This window comes from Streptomyces sp. MMG1121, from assembly GCF_001280015.1.
In the GTDB taxonomy this organism is placed as follows: Bacteria; Actinomycetota; Actinomycetes; order Streptomycetales; family Streptomycetaceae; genus Streptomyces.
This window is the reverse complement of record NZ_LGDV01000217.1, coordinates 1-23,073: the sequence shown is the minus strand read 5'-3', so window position 1 is coordinate 23,073 and position 23,073 is coordinate 1. Positions and strand designations below refer to the sequence as shown.

At 72.8% G+C, this 23,073-nt stretch carries 18 protein-coding genes; 14 read left to right on the top strand and 4 right to left on the bottom strand.

What is annotated here, in order from left to right:
• Positions 1 to 61 precede the first annotated feature (61 nt).
• Entirely contained in the window at positions 62 to 2,950 is a 2,889-nt protein-coding gene (locus tag ADK64_RS31785; RefSeq protein ID WP_053664717.1) for a lysylphosphatidylglycerol synthase transmembrane domain-containing protein, read from the bottom strand.
• A 186-nt stretch (positions 2,951 to 3,136) separates the two neighbouring features.
• Between ADK64_RS31785 and ADK64_RS31780 the strand changes: the two genes are divergently transcribed.
• The 7 genes from ADK64_RS31780 to ADK64_RS31755 all read left to right on the top strand — a co-directional run bounded on the left by ADK64_RS31780 (position 3,137) and on the right by ADK64_RS31755 (position 14,041).
• Complete coding sequence (locus ADK64_RS31780) at positions 3,137 to 3,523, top strand: MGMT family protein (protein WP_053664716.1); 387 nt, start codon at positions 3,137 to 3,139, stop codon at positions 3,521 to 3,523.
• A 257-nt stretch (positions 3,524 to 3,780) separates the two neighbouring features.
• Positions 3,781 to 7,194, top strand: a complete 3,414-nt coding sequence (locus ADK64_RS31775; protein WP_078992959.1) for an ATP-dependent helicase — start codon at positions 3,781 to 3,783, stop codon at positions 7,192 to 7,194.
• Between the two features lie 114 nt (positions 7,195 to 7,308).
• The gene (locus ADK64_RS31770) at positions 7,309 to 10,860 is read left to right on the top strand and encodes an ATP-dependent helicase (protein ID WP_053664712.1); all 3,552 of its coding nucleotides are present in this window, start codon (positions 7,309 to 7,311) and stop codon (positions 10,858 to 10,860) included.
• A gap of 47 nt (positions 10,861 to 10,907) precedes the next feature.
• Positions 10,908 to 12,311: a dipeptidase gene (locus ADK64_RS31765; RefSeq protein ID WP_053664710.1), complete on the top strand. Its 1,404-nt coding sequence runs from the start codon at positions 10,908 to 10,910 to the stop codon at positions 12,309 to 12,311.
• A 145-nt stretch (positions 12,312 to 12,456) separates the two neighbouring features.
• Positions 12,457 to 13,401, top strand: a complete 945-nt coding sequence (nudC, locus tag ADK64_RS31760; protein ID WP_053664708.1) for an NAD(+) diphosphatase — start codon at positions 12,457 to 12,459, stop codon at positions 13,399 to 13,401.
• An 11-nt stretch (positions 13,402 to 13,412) separates the two neighbouring features.
• Positions 13,413 to 13,559, top strand: a complete 147-nt coding sequence (locus ADK64_RS47735) for a hypothetical protein (protein ID WP_234384777.1) — start codon at positions 13,413 to 13,415, stop codon at positions 13,557 to 13,559.
• Between the two features lie 5 nt (positions 13,560 to 13,564).
• Entirely contained in the window at positions 13,565 to 14,041 is a 477-nt protein-coding gene (locus ADK64_RS31755; protein ID WP_234384776.1) for a class I SAM-dependent methyltransferase, read from the top strand.
• Positions 14,042 to 14,082: 41 nt separating this feature from the next.
• Here the strand turns inward: ADK64_RS31755 and ADK64_RS31750 are convergent, their stop codons facing one another.
• Positions 14,083 to 14,325, bottom strand: coding sequence for a mycoredoxin (locus ADK64_RS31750; RefSeq protein WP_053664706.1), 243 nt, complete (start codon positions 14,323 to 14,325; stop codon positions 14,083 to 14,085).
• A 158-nt stretch (positions 14,326 to 14,483) separates the two neighbouring features.
• Between ADK64_RS31750 and ADK64_RS31745 the strand changes: the two genes are divergently transcribed.
• The 5 genes from ADK64_RS31745 to ADK64_RS31730 all read left to right on the top strand — a co-directional run bounded on the left by ADK64_RS31745 (position 14,484) and on the right by ADK64_RS31730 (position 18,430).
• A complete protein-coding gene (locus ADK64_RS31745) occupies positions 14,484 to 16,736 on the top strand; it encodes an ATP-dependent DNA helicase UvrD2 (RefSeq protein ID WP_324614461.1) in 2,253 nt (750 codons plus the stop codon).
• A 164-nt stretch (positions 16,737 to 16,900) separates the two neighbouring features.
• Complete coding sequence (locus ADK64_RS43765; protein ID WP_078992958.1) at positions 16,901 to 17,218, top strand: hypothetical protein; 318 nt, start codon at positions 16,901 to 16,903, stop codon at positions 17,216 to 17,218.
• Positions 17,219 to 17,388: 170 nt separating this feature from the next.
• On the top strand, positions 17,389 to 17,757 hold the full coding sequence (locus tag ADK64_RS31740; RefSeq protein WP_053664703.1) for a WhiB family transcriptional regulator: 369 nt from the start codon (positions 17,389 to 17,391) through the stop codon (positions 17,755 to 17,757).
• The gene (locus tag ADK64_RS31735) at positions 17,754 to 18,077 is read left to right on the top strand and encodes a hypothetical protein (RefSeq protein WP_053664701.1); all 324 of its coding nucleotides are present in this window, start codon (positions 17,754 to 17,756) and stop codon (positions 18,075 to 18,077) included. The genes ADK64_RS31740 and ADK64_RS31735 overlap by 4 nt, the downstream gene beginning before the upstream one ends.
• Positions 18,078 to 18,214: 137 nt before the next feature.
• Entirely contained in the window at positions 18,215 to 18,430 is a 216-nt protein-coding gene (locus ADK64_RS31730) for a hypothetical protein (RefSeq protein ID WP_053664699.1), read from the top strand.
• A gap of 14 nt (positions 18,431 to 18,444) precedes the next feature.
• Here ADK64_RS31730 and ADK64_RS31725 read toward each other — a convergent pair whose 3' ends face one another.
• Positions 18,445 to 19,827: an ABC1 kinase family protein gene (locus ADK64_RS31725; protein WP_053664697.1), complete on the bottom strand. Its 1,383-nt coding sequence runs from the start codon at positions 19,825 to 19,827 to the stop codon at positions 18,445 to 18,447.
• Positions 19,820 to 21,058 (bottom strand): ThiF family adenylyltransferase, encoded by a 1,239-nt coding sequence (locus ADK64_RS31720; RefSeq protein ID WP_053664695.1) that lies wholly within the window; start codon positions 21,056 to 21,058, stop codon positions 19,820 to 19,822. Before ADK64_RS31720 ends, ADK64_RS31725 begins: the two co-directional genes overlap by 8 nt.
• Before the next feature lie 396 nt (positions 21,059 to 21,454).
• Between ADK64_RS31720 and ADK64_RS31715 the strand changes: the two genes are divergently transcribed.
• Positions 21,455 to 22,051 (top strand): M48 family metallopeptidase, encoded by a 597-nt coding sequence (locus tag ADK64_RS31715; RefSeq protein WP_078992957.1) that lies wholly within the window; start codon positions 21,455 to 21,457, stop codon positions 22,049 to 22,051.
• 128 nt (positions 22,052 to 22,179) lie between these two features.
• Positions 22,180 to 23,073, top strand: an 894-nt coding sequence (locus ADK64_RS31710) for a TerD family protein (RefSeq protein ID WP_234384775.1), incomplete at its 3' end; no start/stop codon positions are given.

Sequence of the window (23,073 nt, the reverse complement as noted above, 5' to 3'; positions counted from 1 at the left end):
CGTGGCGGCGGGCACGCCGGGGCGCGCGGGGCGCGGGCCGTACGAGGTACGGCCCGCGGTCCTACAGGGCGCCCTTGCGGGTGAGCTGGTTGAAGGCCAGCCAGCCGGGCAGCACCGGCAGCCACAGGGTCAGCAGCCGGAACAGCAGAACGGCCGGGGCGGCGACCTCCTTGGGCAGGCCGAAGGCGATCAGACCGAGCGTGAGGCTCGCCTCGACCGCACCGACACCGCCCGGGGTGGGCGCCGCGGAGCCGAGCGCGTTGCCGGCGAGGAAGACGACGGCGACGCTGGCGATGCTCAGCGAGGTCGTGCCGTCGCCGAACGCGCGGACGGAGGCGTCCAGGCACATCACGAAGCAGGCGGTCAGCAGCAGCATCCCGCCGATGCCGGTGATCAGCTTCTGCGGCCGCTGGAGCACGTCGAGCATGCGCGGGACGACACCGGCGAACAGCGACCTCACGCGCGTGACGACGAATTTCCGCAGGAACGGCACCGAGGTCACCACGAGCACCAGCACCGCCACGGTCAGCAGACCCGCGATGACCGTCCTCGACGGCGACAGCGACGGTGTCTTCTCGGTGCCGGTCAGATAGCCGAAGGACAGCAGCATCAGGATGTGACAGCCGAGCCCGAACAGCTGCGAGGCGCCCACGCTCGCCACCGCGAGCCCCGGGCGCACGCCGGTGCGCTGCAGGAAGCGCGTGTTGAGAGCGACACCGCCGACCGCGGCCGGTGCCACGATCTTCACGAAGGATCCGGCGACCTGCGCCGCCACGGTCCGCAGGAACGGCACCCGCTCCGGTACGAAGCCCAGCAGCGCCATCGCCGCGGCGACGTAGCTGAGCGCGGAGAACACCACCGCGGCGGCCACCCAGCCCCACTGGGCCTGGGCGAACAGGGTGCCGAACTCGATGTGGGTGAGCTGCGTCAGCAGGTAGTACGCGCCGATCGCGCCGGCGATGAAGCTGATGAGCGTGCGCGGCCGCACCCGCTCCAGCCGGGCCGGTTCCACGGGCGCCTGCGGCCTGATCCGCAGCACCTGGTGCCGGATCTGGGTGAGCAGGTCCTCCTCGCGGGCCTCGTCGACGGCTTCGTCGATGGCCCGCTGCTCGGCGCGCTGCTCGGCCCGGACGGTCTTCTTGTCGGGCTTCTCGAGCACGGGCCGGGTCGTCTCGGCCGCCTCCTCCAGGCGGGCCTGCTTCGCCTGCCGGGACGCCTCCAGGACCGCTTCGCGTTCCCGCTCGGCGCGCTCGCGGCCCAGCCGGCGCAGCGTCGCGCGCGTGGAACGCGTCAGCGCGATCGGCTGGAGCATGGGCAGGCAGTCGGCGACCGCGTCAGGGCCGAGCACCCCGACCGCCGAGGCCACCGCCCGCTCGGCGCCCACCCGCAGAGCGAGGGTGGTGACCAGCTGGGCCACGTCCATGCGCAGCAGCAGTTCGCCGGCCGCGATCTCGCCGCCGCGCAGTTCGGCGAGGATCACCGTGCCGGAACGATCCACCAAAATGGCGTCACCCGCGAGCCTGCGGTGCGCGATGCGCCGCGACTGCAGCGCCCGCACCTGGTGCCAGGCGTTGCGCAGCAGCTCGTCGGTGATCTCCTCGTCGGCCAGCGAGTCCAGCGTGCGCCCGCCGGTGTGCTCGTAGACGAGCATGACCGCGTCGGGGCCGAGTTCGGAGGTGGCGATCAGCTTGGGGGCGTTGGCGCCGGCCGCGATCGCCGCGTACGCCAGCAGAGCCTCCTGTTCCAGCGCCTGGCGCAGCGACTGGAGGCTGGAGCGGGTGGCGAAACCGCGCAGGGTCAGATTGCGCCACGCCCGGTAGAAGAAGCCCTGGGCCTGCTGTTCCCGGTCCACGACCGTGACGTCCAGCGGCGGGCCGTCCTCCAGGGTGACGAAGTAGCGTCGGCCGCGGTCGCCGTTCTCCGTCTCCACGGCGTCCTCGCGGGCCGCGCCGACGGGATGGAAGCCGACGTGCCGGAGGCCCGCCATGAGAGTCTGCCCGGTGGGGCGGACGTTGGGGGAGCCGACGGCGTACAGCGTGCCGTAGGCGACGGTCCAGCCGATCAGCACCGTCAGGATGATCGAGAACGGCGTCGTGTAGCCCGTGACCAGCATCGAGAACGCGTCGAGCAGCAGCACGATCCACAGCACCGCGCGCCATCTGGGTCTGCGGGACATGCCGACGGCCGTCATATAGGCGATGACGGGTGCCAGATAGCCGTGCACGGGGTCGGTCAGGGCGTGCAGGTCGCCCGGCGAGGGCTGGGTGAGCGCCTCCTGGATCGAGCCCGGGGCGGCCCGGGCGACCCACAGGTCGGTGGCGAGGGTCACCCCGTGGGCGAGGACGGCCGCGAGGACGCCGTCCGCGATGCGCAGCCCGTCGCGTTTGATCAGCCGTTCGATCGCGAAGGCGACCGGCACCAGCAGGATCGCGATGCTGGACGCCAGCCCCGCGAACCTGATCAGCAGATCGGGTGCCTGGCCGGTGCCTTTGTTGATGTCCTGTTCGAGGCCCGAGGTGGTGCCGTGCGCGAACGCGGCGATCGCGAGCAGCACCGCGATGGCGAGCACGCCCACCAGGAGCCGCATGAGGTCGGACGGGCGGTGCACGCGCGCGGGGAGCAGCGGTTCGTCGCCCTCCACCTCGTCGGCGTGCGGTTCGTCATCGGCGTCCCGACCGTGGCCGGGGGGCGTGTTCTGCGGGACGTGCGCCCCCTCGGTGTCGTCGGTGTCGTCCGCACGCGCGCGGGTGCCGTTGCTCTCTGGAGCCCCGGCATCCTTTCCACGCGCGCGCGTGGCGTCGTCCTTGTGCGGACCGGTGTCTTCCCTGTGCGGACCGGTGTCTTCCTGGTGTGCGTCCGCGTCGCCCCTGCTCCCGCCGGCGGCGCCGGGGCGCGCGGCGGCGTCAGGGGTGCCCGCCGCGCCTTCGGGGTGCACGCCCTGCTGATTCATGGTCTCTTCTTGGTCTCGTATCACCGGTCACCGCCCGCACGATGGTGGCATGTCCCACCGACACATGGGGTCATCAGGGTGCGGATGCGCGGGCGCACAGTCTGCCCGAAGCGCCGTCCGGGGGCGAGAGGGCCGTCCTCGCGGCACCGGGACGTGCTGTCGGTGGAGTGCGGCAGGATGGGACGAATGAGCGAGCAGAGCCCTGCCGAGGACACCCGCGAGGGGCACGCGGACGCGCTGCCGGAGTACGCCGAGCGGGTCCTCCAGGTCGCCGAGCGGATTCCGCCGGGACGCGTGATGACCTACGGCGATGTCGCCGAGTGGCTCGAGGAGGGAGGGCCGCGCCAGGTCGGCCGGGTGATGGCCCTCTACGGAGGCGCCGTTCCGTGGTGGCGTGTCGTGCGCGCCGACGGGGTGCTGCTGCCCGGGCACGAGCTGCGTGCCCTCGCCCACTACCGCACGGAGGGCACGCCGCTGAAAGAGGCGGGCAGGAGTGCCGAGGGGCATCTGCCGCGGCTTGACATGCGGCGGGCCCGGTGGGACGGCGGGGCGGGCGCGGAGGGTCACACCTGACAGCTTCCGCCATCGGATGCCGTCGAGGGGAGCCTGTGGCCCGTACGGGGGACAGAGGGGACGTCCGTGGCATGACGTACGTTCGAGAGGTGTGGGACGCCCGTGGCGCGAGCGCCGCGAGGGAAGAAGCGGAAACTCTGCTTCCGTCCGGATCGGCGGCGTAGCGTCGGCTGGACCCGTCCCCCCGACCTCCTGGCCACCGCCTCGCGCGCGTGACCGACCGCCCATCAGCACGACCACCAGGACCGGCCAACCACGTGAGCTCCTCTTCCTCCACCGGACGCCTGCCGCACCCCCCTGTGCGGCAGGGGAGCCGTGGCGCTTACCGGCTGGTCCGTACCCCGCCGGTCGTGGTGGATCCCCCTCGTCTTGACGCTGCACAGCGCGCCGTGGTTGACCACCGGTCCGGACCGCTGCTCGTCCTCGCGGGCCCGGGCACCGGCAAGACCACCACCCTGGTGGAGTCCGTGGCCGAGCGGATCGCCGGTGGCGGGGACCCGGAACGCATTCTGGTGCTGACGTTCAGCCGCAAGGCCGCCGTCGACCTGCGCGACCGCATGGCCCTGCGCATGGGCGCCGCCCGCGCGCCCAGGGCGACCACGTTCCACTCGTACTGCTACGCCCTGGTGCGCGCCCACCAGGACAGTGACCGGTTCGCCGAGCCGCTGCGCCTGCTCTCCGGCCCCGAGCAGGACGTCACCGTCCGCGAGCTGCTCGCCGGACAGCCCGAGCTGGAGCGGCTCGGGCTCACGCACGTGCGCTGGCCCGACGAACTGCGCGCCTGTCTGACCACGCGCGGCTTCGCCGACGAGGTCCGCGCCGTCCTCGCCCGCAGCCGCGAGCTGGGCCTCGGCCCCGACGCGCTGGACGCCTTCGCCCGTCGTACCGGCCGTCCCGACTGGGGTGCCGCCGCCGCGTTCCTCGCCGAGTACCTGGATGTGCTCGACCTGCAAGGCGTGATCGACTACGCGGAACTGGTCCACCGTGCGGTCCTGCTCGCGGGGCGCCCCGAGACCGCCGCGCGGCTCGCCGCCCGGTACGACGCCGTGTACGTCGACGAGTACCAGGACACCGATCCCGCCCAGGTACGACTTCTGCACGCCCTGGCCGGCGGCGGGCGCACCCTGGTCGCCTTCGGCGACCCCGACCAGTCGATCTACACCTTCCGGGGCGCCGATGTGAACGGCATCCTCGACTTTCCGGCGGCCTTCGCGCGCGCGGACGGCCGTCCCGCCCCCGTCGAGGTGCTGCGCACCTCCCGCCGCTCCGGCGCCGCCCTGCTGGCCGCCACCCGTCTGATCACCCACCGCATGCCGCTGACCCGGCTGCCCGCCGACAAGGTGCGCGCCCACCGCGAGCCGGCCGCCGTACGGGACGGGGGCCAGACCGAGGTCTACACGTACCCGACGCCCGGTACGGAACTGGACAACGTCGCTGACATCCTGCGCCGCGCGCACCTGGAGGACGGCGTCCGCTGGAGTGACATGGCCGTGCTGGTCCGCGCCGGATCCCATACCCTGCCGACCCTCCGCCGCGTGCTCACCGCGGCCGGCGTACCGCTGGACGTCGACGGCGACGACCTGCCCCTGCGCCACGAGCCGGCGGTGGCCCCCCTGCTGACGGCCCTGCGCGCGGTGGCCACGGCGGAGGCCGGGCGCCGCGAGGGGGGCGCCGGCGGACTCACCACGGAGAGTGGGCCGTCCCCGGAAGCAGCCGTCCCCGAAGAAGCAGCCCCTGAGGAAGCCGTCGCCGAAGAAGGTGTCCCTGAGGGCGCCGTGGAGCACACCACGGACACCTCCTGGCTCGGCACAGAAACCGCTCTGACCCTGCTCACTTCCCCCCTCGCCGGCATGGACGCGGCCGATCTGCGCCGGCTCGGCCGCGCGCTGCGCGAGGAGGAGCGGGCGGCCGGGAACGCGCTGCCGCCGCCCTCCGACGAGCTGCTCGCGCGGGCGCTCGCCGAGCCCGAGCGCCTGACCGTGCACGACCCCGCCTACGCGCGCGGGGCGCAGCGCCTCGGCGCGCTGCTGCGCAAGGCCCGCGAACGCCTCGCGGGCGGCGGTACGGCCGAGGAGGCGCTGTGGGACCTGTGGGAGGGCACCCCCTGGCCCGCGCGTCTGGAGCGGGCGGCCCGGCGCGGTGGCGCGGCCGGCCGTAACGCCGACCGGGACCTGGACGCCGTCTGCGCGCTGTTCGCCACCGCCGCGCGCGCGGAGGAACGCACCGGAGGCGGTGGCGCGCTGAACTTCCTGGCGGAGATCGAGGCCGAGGACATCGCCGCCGACACGCTCGCCCGCCGGGCGGTACGCCCCGACGCCGTCCGCCTGATGACCGCCCACCGTGCCAAGGGCCTGGAATGGCGGCTGGTCGTCGTCGCCGGTGTCCAGGAGGGGCTGTGGCCCGATCTGCGCCGCCGCGGCTCCCTCCTGGAGGCCGACCGCATCGGCCACGACGGGCTCGCCGAACCGCTCACGCCGGGCGCGCTGCTCGCCGAGGAGCGCCGGCTGTTCTACGTCGCCGCCACGCGCGCGCGTGAGCGCCTGGTCGTGACCGCCGTGAAGGCACCGGCCGAGGACGGCGACCAGCCGTCCCGGTTCCTGACGGAACTCGGTGTCGAGCCCCGGGACGTCACCGGCCGCCCGCGCCGCCCGCTGTCCGTGGCCGCGCTCGTCGCCGAGCTGCGCGCCACCACCGTCGACCCGCGCGCGTCCGCCGCGCTGCGGGAGGCCGCCGCCCGCCGCCTGGCCCGCCTCGCCGCCCTGGCCGACGAGGACGGCCGCCCGCTGGTGCCGTCCGCGCATCCCCATCGCTGGTGGGGCATGTACGACCCGACGCGGAGCAAGGTGCCGCTGCGCCATCGCGACCAGCCGGTGGTGCTCTCCGGCAGCGCCCTCGACCAGCTCGCCAACACCTGCGCGCTCCAGTGGTTCCTGGGCCGCGAGGTGAAGGCCGACGCGCCCGCCACCACCGCGCAGGGTTTCGGCAACGTCGTGCACGTCCTCGCCGACGAGGTCGCCTCCGGCCGTACCCCGGCCGACCTCGACGTCCTCATGGAACGCCTGGACTCCGTGTGGAACGCGCTCGCCTTCGACGCGCCCTGGAAGTCGCGGCAGGAGAAGGACAACGCGCGCGTGGCGCTCGAACGCTTCCTGAACTGGCACGTGCTGGACCGCACCGGGCGCACTCCCGTGGCGAGCGAGCAGGACTTCGACGTCACCCTCGGAGCGGGCGACTACGAGGTCCGCATCCGCGGCCAGATGGACCGTGTGGAGGCGGACGGCGACGGGCGCGCCTACGTGGTGGACTTCAAGACCGGCAAACAGGCGCCCAGCGCCGCCGAGGTGGCTCGCCATCCCCAGCTCGCCGTGTACCAGCTGGCCGTCCGCGAAGGCGCCGTCGACGAGGCCTTCGACGGCGTACGTCCCCAACCGGGCGGCGCCGAGCTGGTGCACCTGCGCCAGGGTGCCGCCAAACGCGACGGCGGCGAGAGCCTGCCCAAGACGCAGAACCAGGAGCCGCTGTCGGGGGAGTGGGTCGGCGAGCTGCTCGCCACCGCCGCCGGCAAGGTCCTCGACGAGCGGTTCGCGCCGAGCACCGGCCAGCACTGCACGCACTGCGCGTTCCGCGCCTCGTGCAGCGCCCGGCCCGAGGGACGGCACGTGGTCGAGTGAGCCACCGCGGGGCGGGCGTGACGCATGGCACCACCAGCGCTGACCTGCGCGTCTCCCTCCCCGCGGAGTCGATCCGTCCCCGACTGTCAGTGCCCGCCGCTAGCCTTTTGCCACATGTCCGCCCGTATCACCGATCCCGAGCAGCTCAAGGAGCTCCTCGGCATCCCGTTCACCCCGGAGCAGACGGCCTGCATCACCGCGCCGCCCGCCCCGCAGGTGATCGTGGCCGGAGCCGGGTCGGGCAAGACGACCGTGATGGCCGCCCGCGTGGTCTGGCTGGTCGGCACCGGACAGGTCGCCCCCGAACAGGTCCTCGGTCTGACCTTCACCAACAAGGCCGCCGGCGAGCTGGCCGAGCGCGTCCGCAAGGCGCTGGTCAAGGCCGGCGTCACCGACCCCGACGTCATCGACCCGGACAACCCTCCGGGCGAGCCGGTCATCTCGACGTACCACGCCTTCGCCGGTCGGCTGCTGAAGGACCACGGCCTGCGCATCGGCCTGGAACCCACCTCCCGGCTGCTCGCCGACGCCACCCGCTACCAGCTCGCCGCGCGCGTACTGCGCGAGGCCCCGGGCCCCTACCCCGCGCTGACCCGCTCCTTCGCCGACCTCGTCAGCGACCTGCTCGCCCTCGACTCCGAACTCGCCGAGCACCTCGTCGACCCCGAGGAGCTGCGCGCCTGGGACACGGACCTGCTGGGCACCCTCAAGGGCGCCAAACTCACCAACGCCGACCTGCGCAAGGTCCCCGAGACGGCCGCTGCCCGCCACGAACTCGCCGACCTCGTCCAGCGCTACCGGGCCGCCAAACGCGCACGCGACCTGCTCGACTTCGGCGATCAGATCGCCCTGTCCGCCCGCCTCGCGCGCGTGCCCGAGGTGGGCCGCCTGCTGCGCGACGAGTTCCGCGTGGTGCTCCTGGACGAGTACCAGGACACCTCCGTGGCCCAGCGTGTACTGCTGGCGGGCCTGTTCGGCGGCGGCACGGGCCACCCGGTGACGGCGGTCGGCGACCCCTGCCAGGCCATCTACGGCTGGCGGGGAGCCTCCGTCGCCAACCTGGACGACTTCCCCGCGCACTTCGCCCACCCCGGCGGCCGCCCCGCCACCCGGCAGGCGCTCAGCGAGAACCGCCGCAGCGGCGGGCGCCTCCTCGACCTCGCCAACGGCCTCGCCGAGCCCCTGCGCGCCATGCACGCGGGCGTGGAGGCCCTGCGCCCGGCCCCCGGCGCCGAGCGCGACGGCACCGTCCGCTGCGCCCTGCTGGCCACCCACGCGGAGGAGATCGACTGGCTCGCCGACTCCCTCGCCCACCTCGTGCGCACCGGCACGGCCCCCGGCGAGATCGCCGTACTGTGCCGGACGGCGACCGACTTCGCCGAGATCCAGGGCGCCCTCGTGGCCCGCGACATCCCGGTCGAGGTGGTCGGCCTGTCCGGGCTGCTGCACCTGCCCGAGGTCGCCGACCTCGTCGCCGTCTGCGAGGTGCTCCAGGACCCCGGCGCCAACGCCTCCCTGGTGCGCCTGCTGACCGGGCCGCGCTGGCGCATCGGCCCCCGCGACCTCGCCCTGCTGGGCCGCCGCGCCCGCCTCCTCGTCGCCCACGCGCGCGCGGGCGACACCGACGACCCCGACCGCCGGCTCGCCGCGGCGGTCGAGGGGGTCGACCCCTCCGAGGTGATATCACTCGCCGACGCCCTCGACACCTTCCTCGAAACGCCCGTGGAGCGGGACTTCGAGGAGGGGGCCGACGACGGACTGCCGTTCTCCGCGGACGCGCGCGTGCGCTTCGCCCGCCTGGCCGCCGAACTGCGCGACCTGCGCCGTTCCCTGTCCGACCCGCTGATGGACGTCCTGCACCGGGTCCTCGCCGTCACCGGCCTGGAGGTGGAGCTGTCGGCGTCGCCGCACGCCCTGGCCGCCCGCCGCCGCGAGACCCTGTCCAACTTCCTGGACATCGCCGCCTCCTTCGCGGCGAGCGACGGCGAGGCCACCCTGCTCGCCTTCCTCGGCTTCCTGCGCACCGCCGCCCAGTACGAGAAGGGCCTCGACAACGCCCTGCCCGGCGGCGAGAACACCGTCAAGGTGCTCACCGCCCACAAGTCCAAGGGTCTGGAGTGGGACGTCGTGGCCGTCCCGGGACTGGTCGACGGCACCTTTCCCAGCGCCCAGGGCCGCGAGAAGTGGACGGCGCAGGCCAAGGTGGTGCCGCACGCCCTGCGCGGCGACGCCGACACCCTGCCCGACGCCGAGAGCTGGGACTCGCGCGGCATGAAGGCCTTCCACGAGGCCATGAAGGACCACCAGCACACCGAGGAGCTCCGCCTCGGCTACGTCACCTTCACCCGCCCCCGCTCCCTCCTGCTCGGATCCGGCCACTGGTGGGGGCCCAGCCAGAAGAAGCCGCGCGGCCCGTCCGGCTTCCTGCACGCCCTGTACGACCACTGCGCCGCCGGTCACGGCGAGATCGAGGAGTGGGCGGACGAGCCCGCCGAGGACGAGGAGAACCCGGCCCTGCACACGGCGACCGCCGACCAGGTCTGGCCGCTCCCGCTCGACGACGACGCCCTCGCCCGCCGCCGTGCGGCCGCCGAGACCGTCCTCGCCCACCTGGACGGCCTCACCGCCCAGGACACCGGCCGCCCGCCCGCCGCCCACGACCCCGCCGCCTTCGACGACCCGGACTGGCCGACACCGCCGGACGAGAAATTGCACGACGAGGACTTCCCGTACGACGAGGAGCCGTACGACGCGGACGCATACGACGAGGACTTCCCGTACGACGAGGACGCCTTCCCTGACGACGAGCTGCCGTACGCCGTGGACGCCGTACCCATGGACGACGCCGACGAGCCCGCCGGCCGGGACACCGCCCGGCCGACGGTCCCGGACCAGGCGTCCGCCCCACGACACCGCCCCCGCCCCGCCGGGCCGCCGCAGCACACCCGCCTCACCCCGGAGGAGGCCCGCGCCGTCGGCTCTTGGGACCGCGACCTGGACGCGCTCGCCGGAGAGCTGCTGCGCGCCCGGCAGGCCGTCACGGACGTCCCCCTGCCCGCCACGCTGACCGCGTCCCAGCTGCTGCTCCTGGCCCAGGACCCCGACGGGCTTGCGCAGGAACTCGCGCGCCCCATGCCGCGCCCCCCGCAACCGGCCGCGCGCCGGGGCACCCGGTTCCACGCCTGGGTCGAAGCCCGCTTCGAGGAGCTGATGCTCCCCCTCCTGGAACCGGACGAGCTGCCCGGCAGCGACGCGGAGATCGCCGACGAACAGGATCTGGAAGCCCTGAAGGAAGCCTTCGAGCGCACCGCGTACGCCCGGCGCACCCCGTACCGGGTCGAAGCCCCCTTCCAGCTCACCATCGCCGGCCGCGTCGTACGAGGCCGGATCGACGCCGTCTACAAGAACGACGACGGCGACGAGGCGACGTACGAGATCGTCGACTGGAAGACCGGCCGCACCCGCACCGCCGACCCGCTCCAGCTCGCCGTGTACCGGCTGGCCTGGGCCGAGCAGCAGGGCGTGCCGCCCGAATCGGTCACGGTCGCGTTCCTCTACGTGCGCACCGGCGAGGTCGTACGCCCGGCGGGCCTGCCGGACCGGGCCGCCCTCGAACGGCTCCTCACGGAAGACGCCGGAGTGGCACATCCGACAACCCGAGTGTGACGAACCGCCCGCCGAGGTTGTCGGTGCGGGCCGATAGGCTCGTGAGCATGAGCCAGACCCCGGACAGCGCCGTCCGCACGTACATCGAGCAGCACAGCGCCACCTTCCTCGACGATCTCGCCGCATGGCTGCGCATCCCGTCCGTGTCGGCGCAGCCCGACCACGCGGCCGACGTACGGCGCAGCGCCGACTGGCTCGCCACCAAGCTCAAGGAGACCGGTTTCCCGACGGTCGAGGTCTGGCAGACCCCCGGCGCTCCGGCCGTCTTCGCCGAGTGGCCCGCGGACGACCCCGAGGCGCCCACCGTCCTCGTCTACGGCCACCATGACGTGCAGCCCGCCGCCCGCGAGGACGGCTGGGACAGCGACCCCTTCGAGCCGGTCGTCCGCGGAAACCGTCTCTACGCGCGCGGGGCGGCCGACGACAAGGGCCAGGTGTTCTTCCACACGCTCGGCGTCCGCGCCCACCTCGCCGCCACCGGCCGCACGGCGCCCGCGGTCCACCTGAAGCTGTTGATCGAGGGCGAGGAGGAGTCCGGCTCGCCGCACTTCAGGGCCCTCGTCGAGGAGCGCGCGGGGCGGCTCGCCGCCGACGCCGTGGTCGTCTCCGACACCGGCATGTGGTCCGAGGACACGCCGACCGTGTGCACGGGCATGCGCGGCCTCGCCGAGTGCGAGATCCGCCTGTACGGCCCCGACCAGGACATCCACTCCGGCTCCTTCGGCGGTGCCGTACCCAACCCGGCCACCGCCGTCGCCCGCCTGGTCGCCGCCCTGCACGACGAGCACGCGCGCGTGGCGATCCCCGGGTTCTACGACGGCATCGTCGAGCTGACCGACCGCGAGCGCGAGCTCTTCGCCGAGCTGCCCTTCGACGAGGAGCGCTGGCTGCGCACCGCCAAGTCCCGCGCCACCCACGGCGAGGCCGGGCTCACCACCCTCGAGCGCATCTGGGCCCGCCCGACCGCCGAGGTCAACGGCATCGGCGGCGGCTACCAGGGCGCCGGAAGCAAGACGATCGTCCCGTCCTCGGCCCTGGTGAAGCTCTCGTTCCGGCTGGTCGCGGGTCAGGACCCGGACCACGTCGAGAAGGCCGTCCGTGCCTGGGTCGCGGAGCAGGTGCCCGCAGGGATCCGCTGCGAGATCGACTTCGGCTCGGCCACGCGCCCGTGCCTGACCCCGCTCGACCACCCCGCCCTGCAGTCCGTGGTCCGCGCCATGGGCCGCGCCTTCGAGGCACCGGTCCGCTTCACCCGGGAGGGCGGCTCGGGGCCCGCCGCCGACCTCCAGGAGGTTCTCGGCGCCCCCGTGCTCTTCCTGGGCATCTCCGTCCCCTCCGACGGCTGGCACGCCCCCAACGAGAAGGTCGAGCTGGACCTGCTGCTCAAGGGCGTCGAGACCAGCGCCTACCTGTGGGGTGACCTGGCCGAGAACTGGCGTCCCACGCCCTGACCGGACCGCGCTGCACGGGAGGGCCCCGCGCGCGGGGCACACTGGATGGACCGCCCCGCCCGCGCCCGGCCCGGTGCCCCACGCCGTACGTCCCGCCGAACCGCCCGCCGAACGAACCGCTGCACTGGGGGAGTTGGAAGCACCCGTGACCACCTGGACCGACGACACAGACGATCGACCCATCTCGCTGACCGCACCGAGCGGCATCGACCGCGCCGCCCACCACCGGCTCGACGAAGCCTGGCTCGCGGCGGCGTGGAGTCACCCCACCACCCGCTGCTTCGTGGTCTCCGGCGGCCAGGTACTCATCGACGAGACTCCGGACGGCCGGACCGAACTCGTCATGACGCCCTCCTTCGAGGCCCCGCTCACCGAGGCGCACCGCTACTTCCTCGGCATCGACGAGGACGGCGTCAGCTACTTCGCGCTCCAGAAGGACGCGCTGCCCGGCCGCATCGACCAGTCCGCGCGCCCCGCGGGCCTGCGGGAGGCGGGCCTGCTGCTGTCGGCGCGCGACGCCGGCCTCATGGTGCACGCGGTCGGCCTGGAGAACTGGCAGCGCACCCACCGCTTCTGCTCCCGCTGCGGCGAGCGCACGGTCATCGCGGCGGCCGGCCACATCCGCCGCTGCCAGGCCTGCGGCGCCGAGCACTACCCGCGCACCGACCCGGCCGTGATCATGGCCGTGACCGACGCGGACGACCGCATCCTGCTCGGCCGCCAGGTGCACTGGCCCGAGGGCCGCTTCTCCACGCTCGCCGGTTTCGTCGAGCCCGGCGAGTCCATCGAGCAGGCGGTGCGCCGCGAGGTGTCCGAAGAGGTCGGCGTCACCATCGGCTCCGTGGAGTACGTGGCCAGCCAGCCCTGGCCCTTCCCGTCCAGCCTGATGCTCGGCTTCATGGCCCGTGCCACGTCCATCGAGATCGACGTCGACGGCGACGAGATCCACGAGGCGCGCTGGTTCTCCCGCGAGGAGCTCCACGAGGCCTTCGAGACCGGCGAGGTCATGCCGCCCTACGGCATCTCCATCGCGGCCCGCCTGATCGAGATGTGGTACGGCAAGCCGCTGCCGACACGCAGCTTCGTCTGAGACCCGCACCGGTGGCCGGTGACCCGTACTGGAACCACAACGTCCACCACCACCGGGCGGTGCCGGCGGCCGTACCCGACGGCTGCCGCACGGCCCTGGACGTCGGCTGCGGCGACGGCCTCCTGGCCACAAGCTCGCACCCCGCGCGGAGACGGTGACGGGCGTGGACCGCTCGCCGGAGATGATCCGGCAGGCCCGCGCCCGGCAGCCGGCCGGCCGGCACCCCGGGAATGTCGTCTTCGTGGAGGCCGACTACCTGGACGACACCGCGCTCGCGCCGGGCGCCTACGACTTCGTCAGCGCGGTCGCCGTCGTGCACCACGCCCCCTTCGTGACCGCGATCGACGCCCTGACCGGGCTGGTCGCACCCGGCGGCCGGCTGGTCGTCGTCGGGATGGCCCGCAACGAGACCGTGCTCGACCGGGTGATCAGCGGCTGCGGGCTGCCGGCCAGCCTCGCCTACGCGCGTCTGCGCGGCGGTAGACGCGGCCCGGCCGGTATGCCCATGGAGGACTCGGCGATGCACTGGGGCGAGGTCCGCGGGGCGGCCCGCCGTCTGCTGCCGGGCTGCCGCTTCCGCCGCAGACTGCTGTGGCGATACACGCTGGTGTGGGACAACACACGAGAAAGCGGCCCCTGAGGACACCTCGGAGGCCGCTTTTCCGCGCAACCGCGCTGCGATTACGCGCTGATCTTCTGCTTCACCTGGGCCAGCGAGGGGTTCGTCAGCGTGCTGCCGTCCGCGAAGAGCACGGTCGGGACCGTCTGGTTTCCGCCATTCGCCTTCTCCACGAAAGCGGCGGACTCGGGGTCCTGCTCGATGTTGATCTCGGTGTAGGCGATGCCCTCCCGCTCCAGCTGCTTCTTCAGCCGCTGGCAGTAGCCGCACCAAGTTGTGCTGTACATCGTCACAGTGCCCTGCATGTCTCTCGCGCTCCTCAGGCAGCTCGGAAAGGTCGTCCGGCAGAAGAACGTACGCGACGGGCCCGCCATTCCCACCCGGGGTATACACCCTCCCACCCGTGCCCACCCGGGTTTGTCCACAGGCGCCTGTGACACCTGCCGCATTAGTACGACAACGAGTGCCCGCCTGTGGACAACGGTCACGGCAGTCCCGGGCGACCTGGCAGCATTGCGGTGTGACAGCAGCAACGCACTCCACCCTCTTCCCGCCCGTACCGGACTCTGCCGACGCGGTGCTCGAAGGGCTCGACCCGGAGCAGCGCGCGGTGGCCACCGCGCTGCACGGCCCGGTGTGCGTCCTGGCCGGAGCGGGCACGGGCAAGACCCGGGCGATCACGCATCGCATCGCCTACGGAGTGCGCGCCGGCATCCTGCAGCCCTCCAGCGTCCTCGCCGTCACCTTCACCAACCGCGCCGCCGGAGAGATGCGCGGCCGGCTGCGCCAGCTCGGGGCCCAGGGCGTCCAGGCCCGCACCTTCCACTCCGCCGCGCTGCGCCAGCTCCAGTACTTCTGGCCGAAAGCGATCGGTGGCGGCATGCCCCGGCTGATCGACCGCAAGATCCAGCTCGTCGCCGACGCGGCCGCCGCCTGTGGCACCCGGCTCGACCGCGGCGAGCTGCGGGACGTGACCGCCGAGATCGAATGGTCCAAGGTCACCCAGACCGTCCCCGCCGACTACCCGTACGCGGCTGCGAAGACCGGCCGCGAGACCCCCCGCGCTCCCGCCGAGATCGCCCACCTCTACGCGGCCTATGAAGACCTCAAACGCGACCGCGCGGTGATCGACTTCGAGGACGTCCTGCTGCTGACCGTCGCCGTCCTCCAGGACCGGCACGACATCGCCGAACAGGTCCGCGCCCAGTACCAGCACTTCGTCGTCGACGAGTACCAGGACGTCAGCCCGCTCCAGCAGCGGCTGCTGGAGCTGTGGCTCGGCGACCGCGACAACCTGTGTGTCGTCGGCGACGCCAGCCAGACCATCTACTCGTTCACGGGAGCAACCCCCGACCATCTGCTCGACTTCCGGGCCAAGCACCCGGACGCCACCGTCGTCAAGCTGGTCCGTGACTACCGCTCCACCCCCCAGGTGGTCCGCCTCGCCAACGGCCTGCTCGCCCAGGGCCACGGCCGTGCCGCCGACCACCGGCTGGAACTGGTCTCCCAGCGCGCCCCCGGCCCCGAGCCCGTCCACACCGAGTACACCGACGAGCCCGCCGAGGCCGAAGGCGCCGCCCGCCGCATCCGCGAGCTGATCGACGCGGGCGTCCCGGCCGCCGAGATCGCCGTCCTGTTCCGTACGAACGCCCAGTCCGAGACCTACGAACAGGCCCTCGCCGACGCCGGCGTCCCCTACCAGTTGCGCGGCGCCGAGCGTTTCTTCGACCGGCCCGAGGTCCGCAAGGCCGGCATCGCCCTGCGCGGCGCGGCCCGCTTCGGCGGCAACGACTCCCTCCTGGACGACGCCGTCGACCTGCCCTCCCAGGTGCGTGCCGTCCTGTCCGGGGAAGGCTGGACCAGCACGCCCCCGGCCGGCTCCGGCGCCGTCAGAGAGCGCTGGGAGTCCCTGGCCGCGCTCGTCAACCTCGCGCACGACCTCGCCGCCGCCAGTCCGACGGCCACCCTCGGCGACTTCGTGGCGGAGCTGGACGAGCGCGCGAACGCCCAGCACGCCCCCACCGTCCAGGGCGTCACCCTCGCCTCCCTGCACGCGGCCAAGGGTCTGGAGTGGGACGTCGTCTTCCTGGTCGGTGTCGCCGAGGGCATGCTGCCCATCACCTACGCCAAGACCGACGAGCAGATCGAGGAGGAACGCCGGCTCCTCTACGTCGGCGTCACCCGTGCGCGGGAACGGCTCCACGTTTCCTGGGCCCTGTCCCGCTCACCCGGCGGGCGACCGAATCGCAGGCCCAGCCGCTTCCTCGACGGCCTGCGCCCCGGCACCACCGCCACGGTCGGCCGACCCGGCACGGGCGGCACGGCAGGCGTCGAACGGGGCGCCGGCCGTGACACCGCCGCCGTGCCCCGCCGGGCCCAGCGCACCCCTGCTCGCTGCCGGGTCTGCGGCCGGACGCTCACCGAGGCGGGCGAGATGAAGCTGATGCGCTGCGAGGACTGTCCGTCGGACATGGACGAAGGGCTCTACGAACGCCTCCGCGCATGGCGGGCCGTCCAGGCCGAGCGCAGTGGACAGCCGGACTTCTGCGTCTTCACCGACCGCACCCTGATGGCCATCGCCGAGGCGAGGCCCGAGAACTCCGCCGAACTCTCCCGCATCCCCGGTGTCCTCAGCCGCAAGCTGCGCAGCTACGGGACCGATGTTCTGTCCATCTGCGCAGGTCAGGACGTCAATGAAGCCGACGCGGACGACTGATACGAACTCGTCGAAAAAATAGTTTGCGCATGCCCCAGCAATCCCCATAGGTTCTAGGCACGGAAGCAGCGGCCTTCTCGAAGGCCCTGGCTCCGTGATGTACTTGCATATCCGAACGGACTGGTTCACCCCAGTCCCCAAGACGCCGAGAGGAGGCGAGTCCAGTGATCAGCATCACCACCAGCACCATCAGCACGGCCAAACTGACCGATCGCTCGACCGTCTCCACGTGCATGCTCGGCGCCTCGAACCAGGGCACCGGTCTGTCCGGCATTCGTGCCGTCCGTCCGGCGTCCTCCCCTGCTCTCACGGCTCTTCCGGTGCGTGAGCGCAATGAGCGACCGACCAAGGCACTGGAAGCGGTAGCGGCACAGGCACATGCCTATGCCTTTGCGGCAGCCGGTGCCGGATTCCGGAAGCAGACGACGCACCACCTGATGTGGGCCTTCCGTGGGCCAAAACCCTGGAGTGATCCAGCCTGATCGCCGATCAGGCCGGCGCCTTCAGGGCCGCGGAACCCCACCCGGGATCCGCGGCCCTTCTGTTTTCCCTCAAGAGGGAAACGGAGCGAAGGGGCCTCGGGACAAGAGAACCCGGTACCAAGCCGACACCCGGTCAACCGGCCGGAACGACCAGACGAGGAAGACCAACCGTGCAACTCGAAGCGCACGCCCCGTCCGTACCGCCTTCGCAAACGATCCCCCCGCCCGGCCTCACGGAGGACTCCACCTTGATCCCCCTCACCGCGCTCACCGCGCTCGACGACGCCATCGAGAACCTCGGCGTACCCGTCCCCTGCCGTTCCTACGACCCGGAGGTCTTCTTCGCGGAGTCGCCGGCGGACGTCGAGTACGCCAAGTCCCTCTGCCGCACCTGCCCGCTGATCGAGGCCTGCCTCGCCGGCGCCAAGGAGCGGCGTGAGCCCTGGGGCGTCTGGGGTGGCGAGTTGTTCGTCCAGGGTGTCGTCGTCGCCCGGAAGCGGCCGCGTGGCCGCCCGCGGAAGAACCCGGTCACGGCATGAGCACCGCAGGAACGATCGACCGCCCCCTCACGCACGACCCGAAGAAGCAGGCCCCGATGAAGCCGTCCACCAGCGAGCTCGCAGGCTCCGCGACCACAGACTTCACCACCACCGGCGCGACCGAAGCGCGCCAGAACAGGAACCGTGAGATGCAACTCATGCAAGAAGCCCTGGCTCGTGCGCATATGCACGAGCGACTCCATGACGCCGGGAGAGAGCGCCGGGCCCTGCGCCTGGTGGTCGCCGAGCGGATGCAGCGCCGGGCCGAGCGTGCCTCGCTCCGTGCCCGCCGCGCGCTCGCCATGGCCGTCATGCAGTAACGATCACACCCGAGAAGCGGTGGCCTCCCGACTCAGGGAGGCGAAGACTTCCCCGCGGGGACCGGTCCGGCCGAACGGACCGGTCCCCGCGGTGCGTTGTGCACGACGATCGGCCGGTGCGGAGTTATCGTCACCGGGTGACGAGTCCTCCCGGAGGCAGTGATCAGGGCGGCTCCACCACGGAGCCCCGGCTTCCCCTCACCTGTGCCCGCTGCGGCGCCCCGGCCGACGGCCCCCAGCCGGCCACCTGGACCTGCTCCGTGGAGAACGGCATCCGCCAGTACTTCTGCGACGTCTGCTCCCGGGAGAACCTACGGGCGATCGAGGGGCGGCTGGACTCGGCCTGGTGGTGAGCCCTCGCGCCGGGTCACGCCTCCGCGGCCTCCTCCTCGGCCAGGTCATCCCCGGCCAGGTCCGCCTCGGCAACGAAGCCCGGCAGCCACTCCTCCAGTTCCTCCCGGAGCCGTACGGTCGCACCCAGCTGGCACAGGACGCCGATCGTGCTCAGGGTCACCCGGTGGATCAGGAGGTAGGACGGGGGCAGGTTGAGGCGCTTGCCCAGTTGGTAGGCGGGGGAGCGGGGGTCGGCGATGCGAGCGGCCTGGCTGCGCATCCAGGTGCGGGTGAAGGTGAAGGACTCGACCCGGGCCGGTTCGATGATCGGCAGCAGATAGTCGAGCACCGCGTCGGGGTGCAGCTCTATGGACTCCTTCACGAACCCTTCCGCGCAGAGCAGTTCGTAGACCGTCTCGGCGTCGCCGTCCAGCGTCAGCCGCAGCGAGACGCCGATCGGTGTCGGCAGGCCGCCGGGGAGCCGGTCGACCGTGCCGAAGTCCAGGACCCCGAGCCGCCAGTCGTCCTCGCCGGACGGGCCGCCGGGCAGCAGGCGGAAGTTGCCCGGGTGCGGGTCGGCGTGCAGCAGGCCGGTGCGGGCCGGGCCCGAGAACAGGAAGCGGGCCAGGAGCTGGCCGGCGCGGTCGCGCTGGTCCTCGGTGCCATCCGTGATGATCTCCGACAGCGGAATCCCGTCGATCCACTCCGTGACCAGGATCTGCTCGCACTGGTGCACCACCGCCGGGACCACCACGTCCGGGTCGTCCGCGAACTCCTCCGCGTGCACGGCCTGGGCCTGGGCCTCCAGCGCGTAGTCCAGCTCCTCGGAGACGCGGTCCTTGAGCTCCGTGATCAGCGGCTTGATGTCCATGCCGGGGATCAGGGGGCCCAACAGGCGGGCGAAGCGGCTCAGTTGGCCCAGGTCGGAGATCAGGGCCTCGCCGGCGCCGGGGTACTGGACCTTGACCGCCACCTCGCGGCCGTCGTGCCACACCGCCCGGTGCACCTGTCCGATCGAGGCCGCGGCGGCCGGCTTGTCCTCGAACTCCTCGAACAGATCGCGCCAGTCCGCACCCAGCCGCTCGGCGAGCACGGCGTGCACCGTGCGCGTCGGCATCGGCGGTGCGGCCTCCTGGAGCTTGGTCAGTGCCGCGCGGTAGGGACCGGCGACCTCCTCGGGCAGCGCGGACTCGAAGACGGACAGGGCCTGCCCGAACTTCATCGCACCGCCCTTCAGCTCGCCGAGCACCTTGAACAGTTGCTCCGCCGTGCGCTGTTGCAGCTCTCTGCCGACGATCTCCGCGGACTCGCCCACGATCCGCTTGCCCAGCCCCCAGGTGGCCCGGCCGGCGAAGCCGAGCGGGAGCGCGGCGAGCTTGGCGGTACGGGTGACCGCCTTCCGGGGAAGATCAGACATGCGCCCTCCAAGTCCCAGTCGGCCGCGCCGCGCCTGACTCGCTTCGTCGCTCCGTCGACGGCCGTTGCACCGCCATTGTCGCGCGCGGCTTCCCGTTGGTTGAGGAGTGCTCCCCCTTGGCTTTCTCCTCGGCTTTCTCCACGGCCTGCTCCGCCGCTCCGCATCCGCATGCCGGATGCGCCCGGACCGGTCGGGCGCGCCAGTCCAGACCGGGCAGGGACACCTCCCAACGGGTTCCCGCGCCGACCGGCGGTTCCCCGTCGAGGAAGGCCAGCGCGTGCGCCGCGGCCAGTCCGGCGACCGCCGTGGCCAGCGTCAGATCGCAGGCCCCGACCCGGCGGGCCCGCGCGGAACGCCACTGGGCGATCAGCCGGGGCCAGGCCGGATCCCGGTCCCCGCGGTCGAAGTGCAGGCAGCCGGCGCAGCTGGACTCGCCGGGCAGGACGAGCGGACCGACGATCCCGGTGCCTTCCACGACACCGGCGTACAGATGAGGCGTTCCGGATGCCATGAGCGGCTCCGCGGCGACCGGGTCGGGTGCGTACACGGCCACGTCGTCCCGCGGCGTGACGATCACCAGGCAGAGGCCGGGGTCCCGGGCGCCGGAGCCCGGGGAGTGGGCGTGGCGCCGCGGGCGGTGCGGTGCCGCGCGGCGGACGGCGGCCCGCGCCGCCGCGTCCCGGCGCTCACCGATCGACTCGGCGGGCAGCCCGCCCGGGGCCACGTCCCAGGGCTCCACGCGTCCCGTGTCGCGCACGTCGACCTCGCCGACGCCGGCGCCCGAGAGCGCCGACGCCAGCACGGCGCCGACCCGTCCCGCGCCGTCCACCCGCACGCTGAGCGCACGGCGGGCGGCGAGCCGGGCGAGCGCGCCGCCCGGTTCGGCCGTGGTCAGGGAAAGCGAGGTGAGGTCGGGGCGCAGTCGGCTCAGGACCTCGTCCTGCGTGCGCAGCGCGTCCGCGGCCGGTCCGCCGCCGCGCGCGTCGTCGACGAGGCCCGCGCGGGTGAGCCGCTCCAGCAGGGTGTCGATCCGGCCGGCCGGCAGGTCCATGCGGCGGCCCTCCTCGCGCAGTAGCGACAGCCCGCGGGTGCCGTTGAGCAGGTCGAGGAAGCCGCGCGTCGCCGCGTCCATCGGCCCCAGTGTCTGCGCGTGCGCCGGGGTCATACCGAACTGCACGGTGTCGCGATCACGCCAGCCGCGCCGCAGCGCGGGTTTCATCACCGGATGCATGACTGGCCCCCGTCCGTTGAAGCATCCCGGAACGTCCTCGTCGCCGGTGGAGCCGGTCACGCCCCGCCGACGCCTGCCAGCATGCCGCGTCCGCCCGACCGGTGGCGAGAGTTATCCACAGGGCAGGGGTGTTTGTCATATAAACCGGTCGCTTGGCGGTAATTCGGTCGCACAGTTGGTCATGGAAAGTCGATTTGTTCGAGAGAAATCCTCAAATCCGTCCAGATGGAGAGGGAGGAGCTGGATAAAGAGTGCCAAATCGGATGGGCGGATTCGTGCAAACCGGATGTGCGGATCAGTCGTAGGAATCATAGAAATCAAACGCATGGTGGGGGATCGGCATCGAACCGTTCCGGAGCCGGGACTTTGCCCGTGCCCAACGGGTAACGTCAGGGCGTGCCCGCCGACCCACTGCACCGCGCCGGAATGCCACAGCGCAGTACGACGAGTCAGTCGCCCATCGGCTCGGGGGCGAGCGCGATCGAGGTCCGCAGGAGTTCCCGGCGCCGCCGGACGGTCTCCGCGTACCGCGAGGGCGATCGCACCGTCGTGCTGATCCCCGCCCGGATGTCGAAGGCGGAGGAGCAGCGCTGGATCACCGTCATGCTCGACAAACTCGCCGCCCAGGAGAGCAAACGGGTCCTCGGCGACGCCGAGCTGGCCGAGCGGGCCGAGCGGTTGTCGGCCCAGTACTTCGACAGCCGGGCGCGTCCCGCCTCCGTGCGCTGGGTCACCAACCAGAACACCCGCTGGGGTTCGTGCACCCCGGCCGAGGGCAGCATCCGGCTCTCGCACCGGCTGCAGGGGATGCCCGAGTACGTCATCGACTACGTCCTCTGCCATGAGCTGGCGCATCTGCTGGTCCCCGGTCACGGGCCGGACTTCTGGCGGCTCTTGGAGGCCTATCCGCGCACCGAACGGGCCCGCGGCTATCTCGAAGGGGTCGTCGCGGCCGAACGGCTGCCGCACGTGCCCGGCGCGCGCGGGGAGTGAGCCGGGCGCCGTTCACGCGCCCCCGGGCGCGGTTGTGTACCGGGTCTGTACCGGCTGCGTTCGTTGTCGGACTTTGCCGTTAGCCTGGCGCGACGCACTCACATCGGGATGGGGGACGGTCGTAACGCATGGCCAGGGAATTCCAACGCGGCCACAAGGCCAGGATCAGTGACCTGACGGCGGGCACGGATCTGTACGTAGGCGTGCAGATCTCCGGGCCCGGACTGACCTTCGACATCAGCTGCTTCGGTCTGGACGGCGACGAGCGCCTCTCGGACGACCGGTACTTCGTCTTCTTCAACCAGCCGAAGTCCCCCGAGGAGTCCATCCAACTGCTGGGTGCCCAGGCGGGCGACACGGAGTCGTTCCGCGTCACCCTGGACCGGATCCCGTCGCAGATCCGCAAGCTGTCCTTCACGGCGACCATCGACGGGGCCGGGCAGATGTCGCAGGTCGCCCCCGGCTACCTGCGCATCGTGGCGGGCGGTGAGGAGGTCGCGCGGTACTCCTTCACCGGCGCGGAGTTCTCCACCGAGCGGGCCGTGATGCTCGGTGACATCTACTTCAAGGACGCGTGGCGGTTCGCCGCGGTCGGACAGGGCTTCGACGGCGGACTGGAGGCGCTGCTGAAGAACTTCGGCGGCGAGGTGCTGGAGGAGGAGGCGCCCGCCGCCCCGCAGCAGCCGCAGACCGGCGCCGCCCCGGGCTTCGCCCCGCCGGCCCAGGCCACGGCCTCGCCCGCGTTCGCCGCCCCGGCCGCCCCCGCGCCTGCTCCTGCCGCCCCCGTACCCGCCCCGGCCCCCGTGTCGCAGCCCGCCGCCCAGGGCTTCGCAGCGCCGGCCGGAGCCACGCCCCCGCAGGGTTACGCCCAGCCCGTCGGAGCCACGCCCCCGCAGGGCTACGCTCCACCCCCCGGCCAGGTCCCGCCCGGCCACACCCCGACACCGGCCCCCGTGCCGTACGTGCACGGCGCGCCGGCGGGTGGGGCCAGGGGGGGGGAGATCGTCGGCGCGGCGCGCACG

What these genes read in the sequence shown, in the direction of transcription:
- ADK64_RS31785 (WP_053664717.1), bottom strand. Translation starts at nt 2,950, where the DNA reads ATGAATCAGCAGGGCGTGCACCCCGAAGGCGCGGCGGGCACCCCTGAC.
- ADK64_RS31780 (WP_053664716.1), top strand. Translation starts at nt 3,137, where the DNA reads ATGAGCGAGCAGAGCCCTGCCGAGGACACCCGCGAGGGGCACGCGGAC.
- ADK64_RS31770 (WP_053664712.1), top strand. Translation starts at nt 7,309, where the DNA reads ATGTCCGCCCGTATCACCGATCCCGAGCAGCTCAAGGAGCTCCTCGGC.
- ADK64_RS31765 (WP_053664710.1), top strand. Translation starts at nt 10,908, where the DNA reads ATGAGCCAGACCCCGGACAGCGCCGTCCGCACGTACATCGAGCAGCAC.
- ADK64_RS31750 (WP_053664706.1), bottom strand. Translation starts at nt 14,325, where the DNA reads ATGCAGGGCACTGTGACGATGTACAGCACAACTTGGTGCGGCTACTGC.
- ADK64_RS31735 (WP_053664701.1), top strand. Translation starts at nt 17,754, where the DNA reads ATGAGCACCGCAGGAACGATCGACCGCCCCCTCACGCACGACCCGAAG.
- ADK64_RS31725 (WP_053664697.1), bottom strand. Translation starts at nt 19,827, where the DNA reads ATGTCTGATCTTCCCCGGAAGGCGGTCACCCGTACCGCCAAGCTCGCC.
- ADK64_RS31720 (WP_053664695.1), bottom strand. Translation starts at nt 21,058, where the DNA reads ATGCATCCGGTGATGAAACCCGCGCTGCGGCGCGGCTGGCGTGATCGC.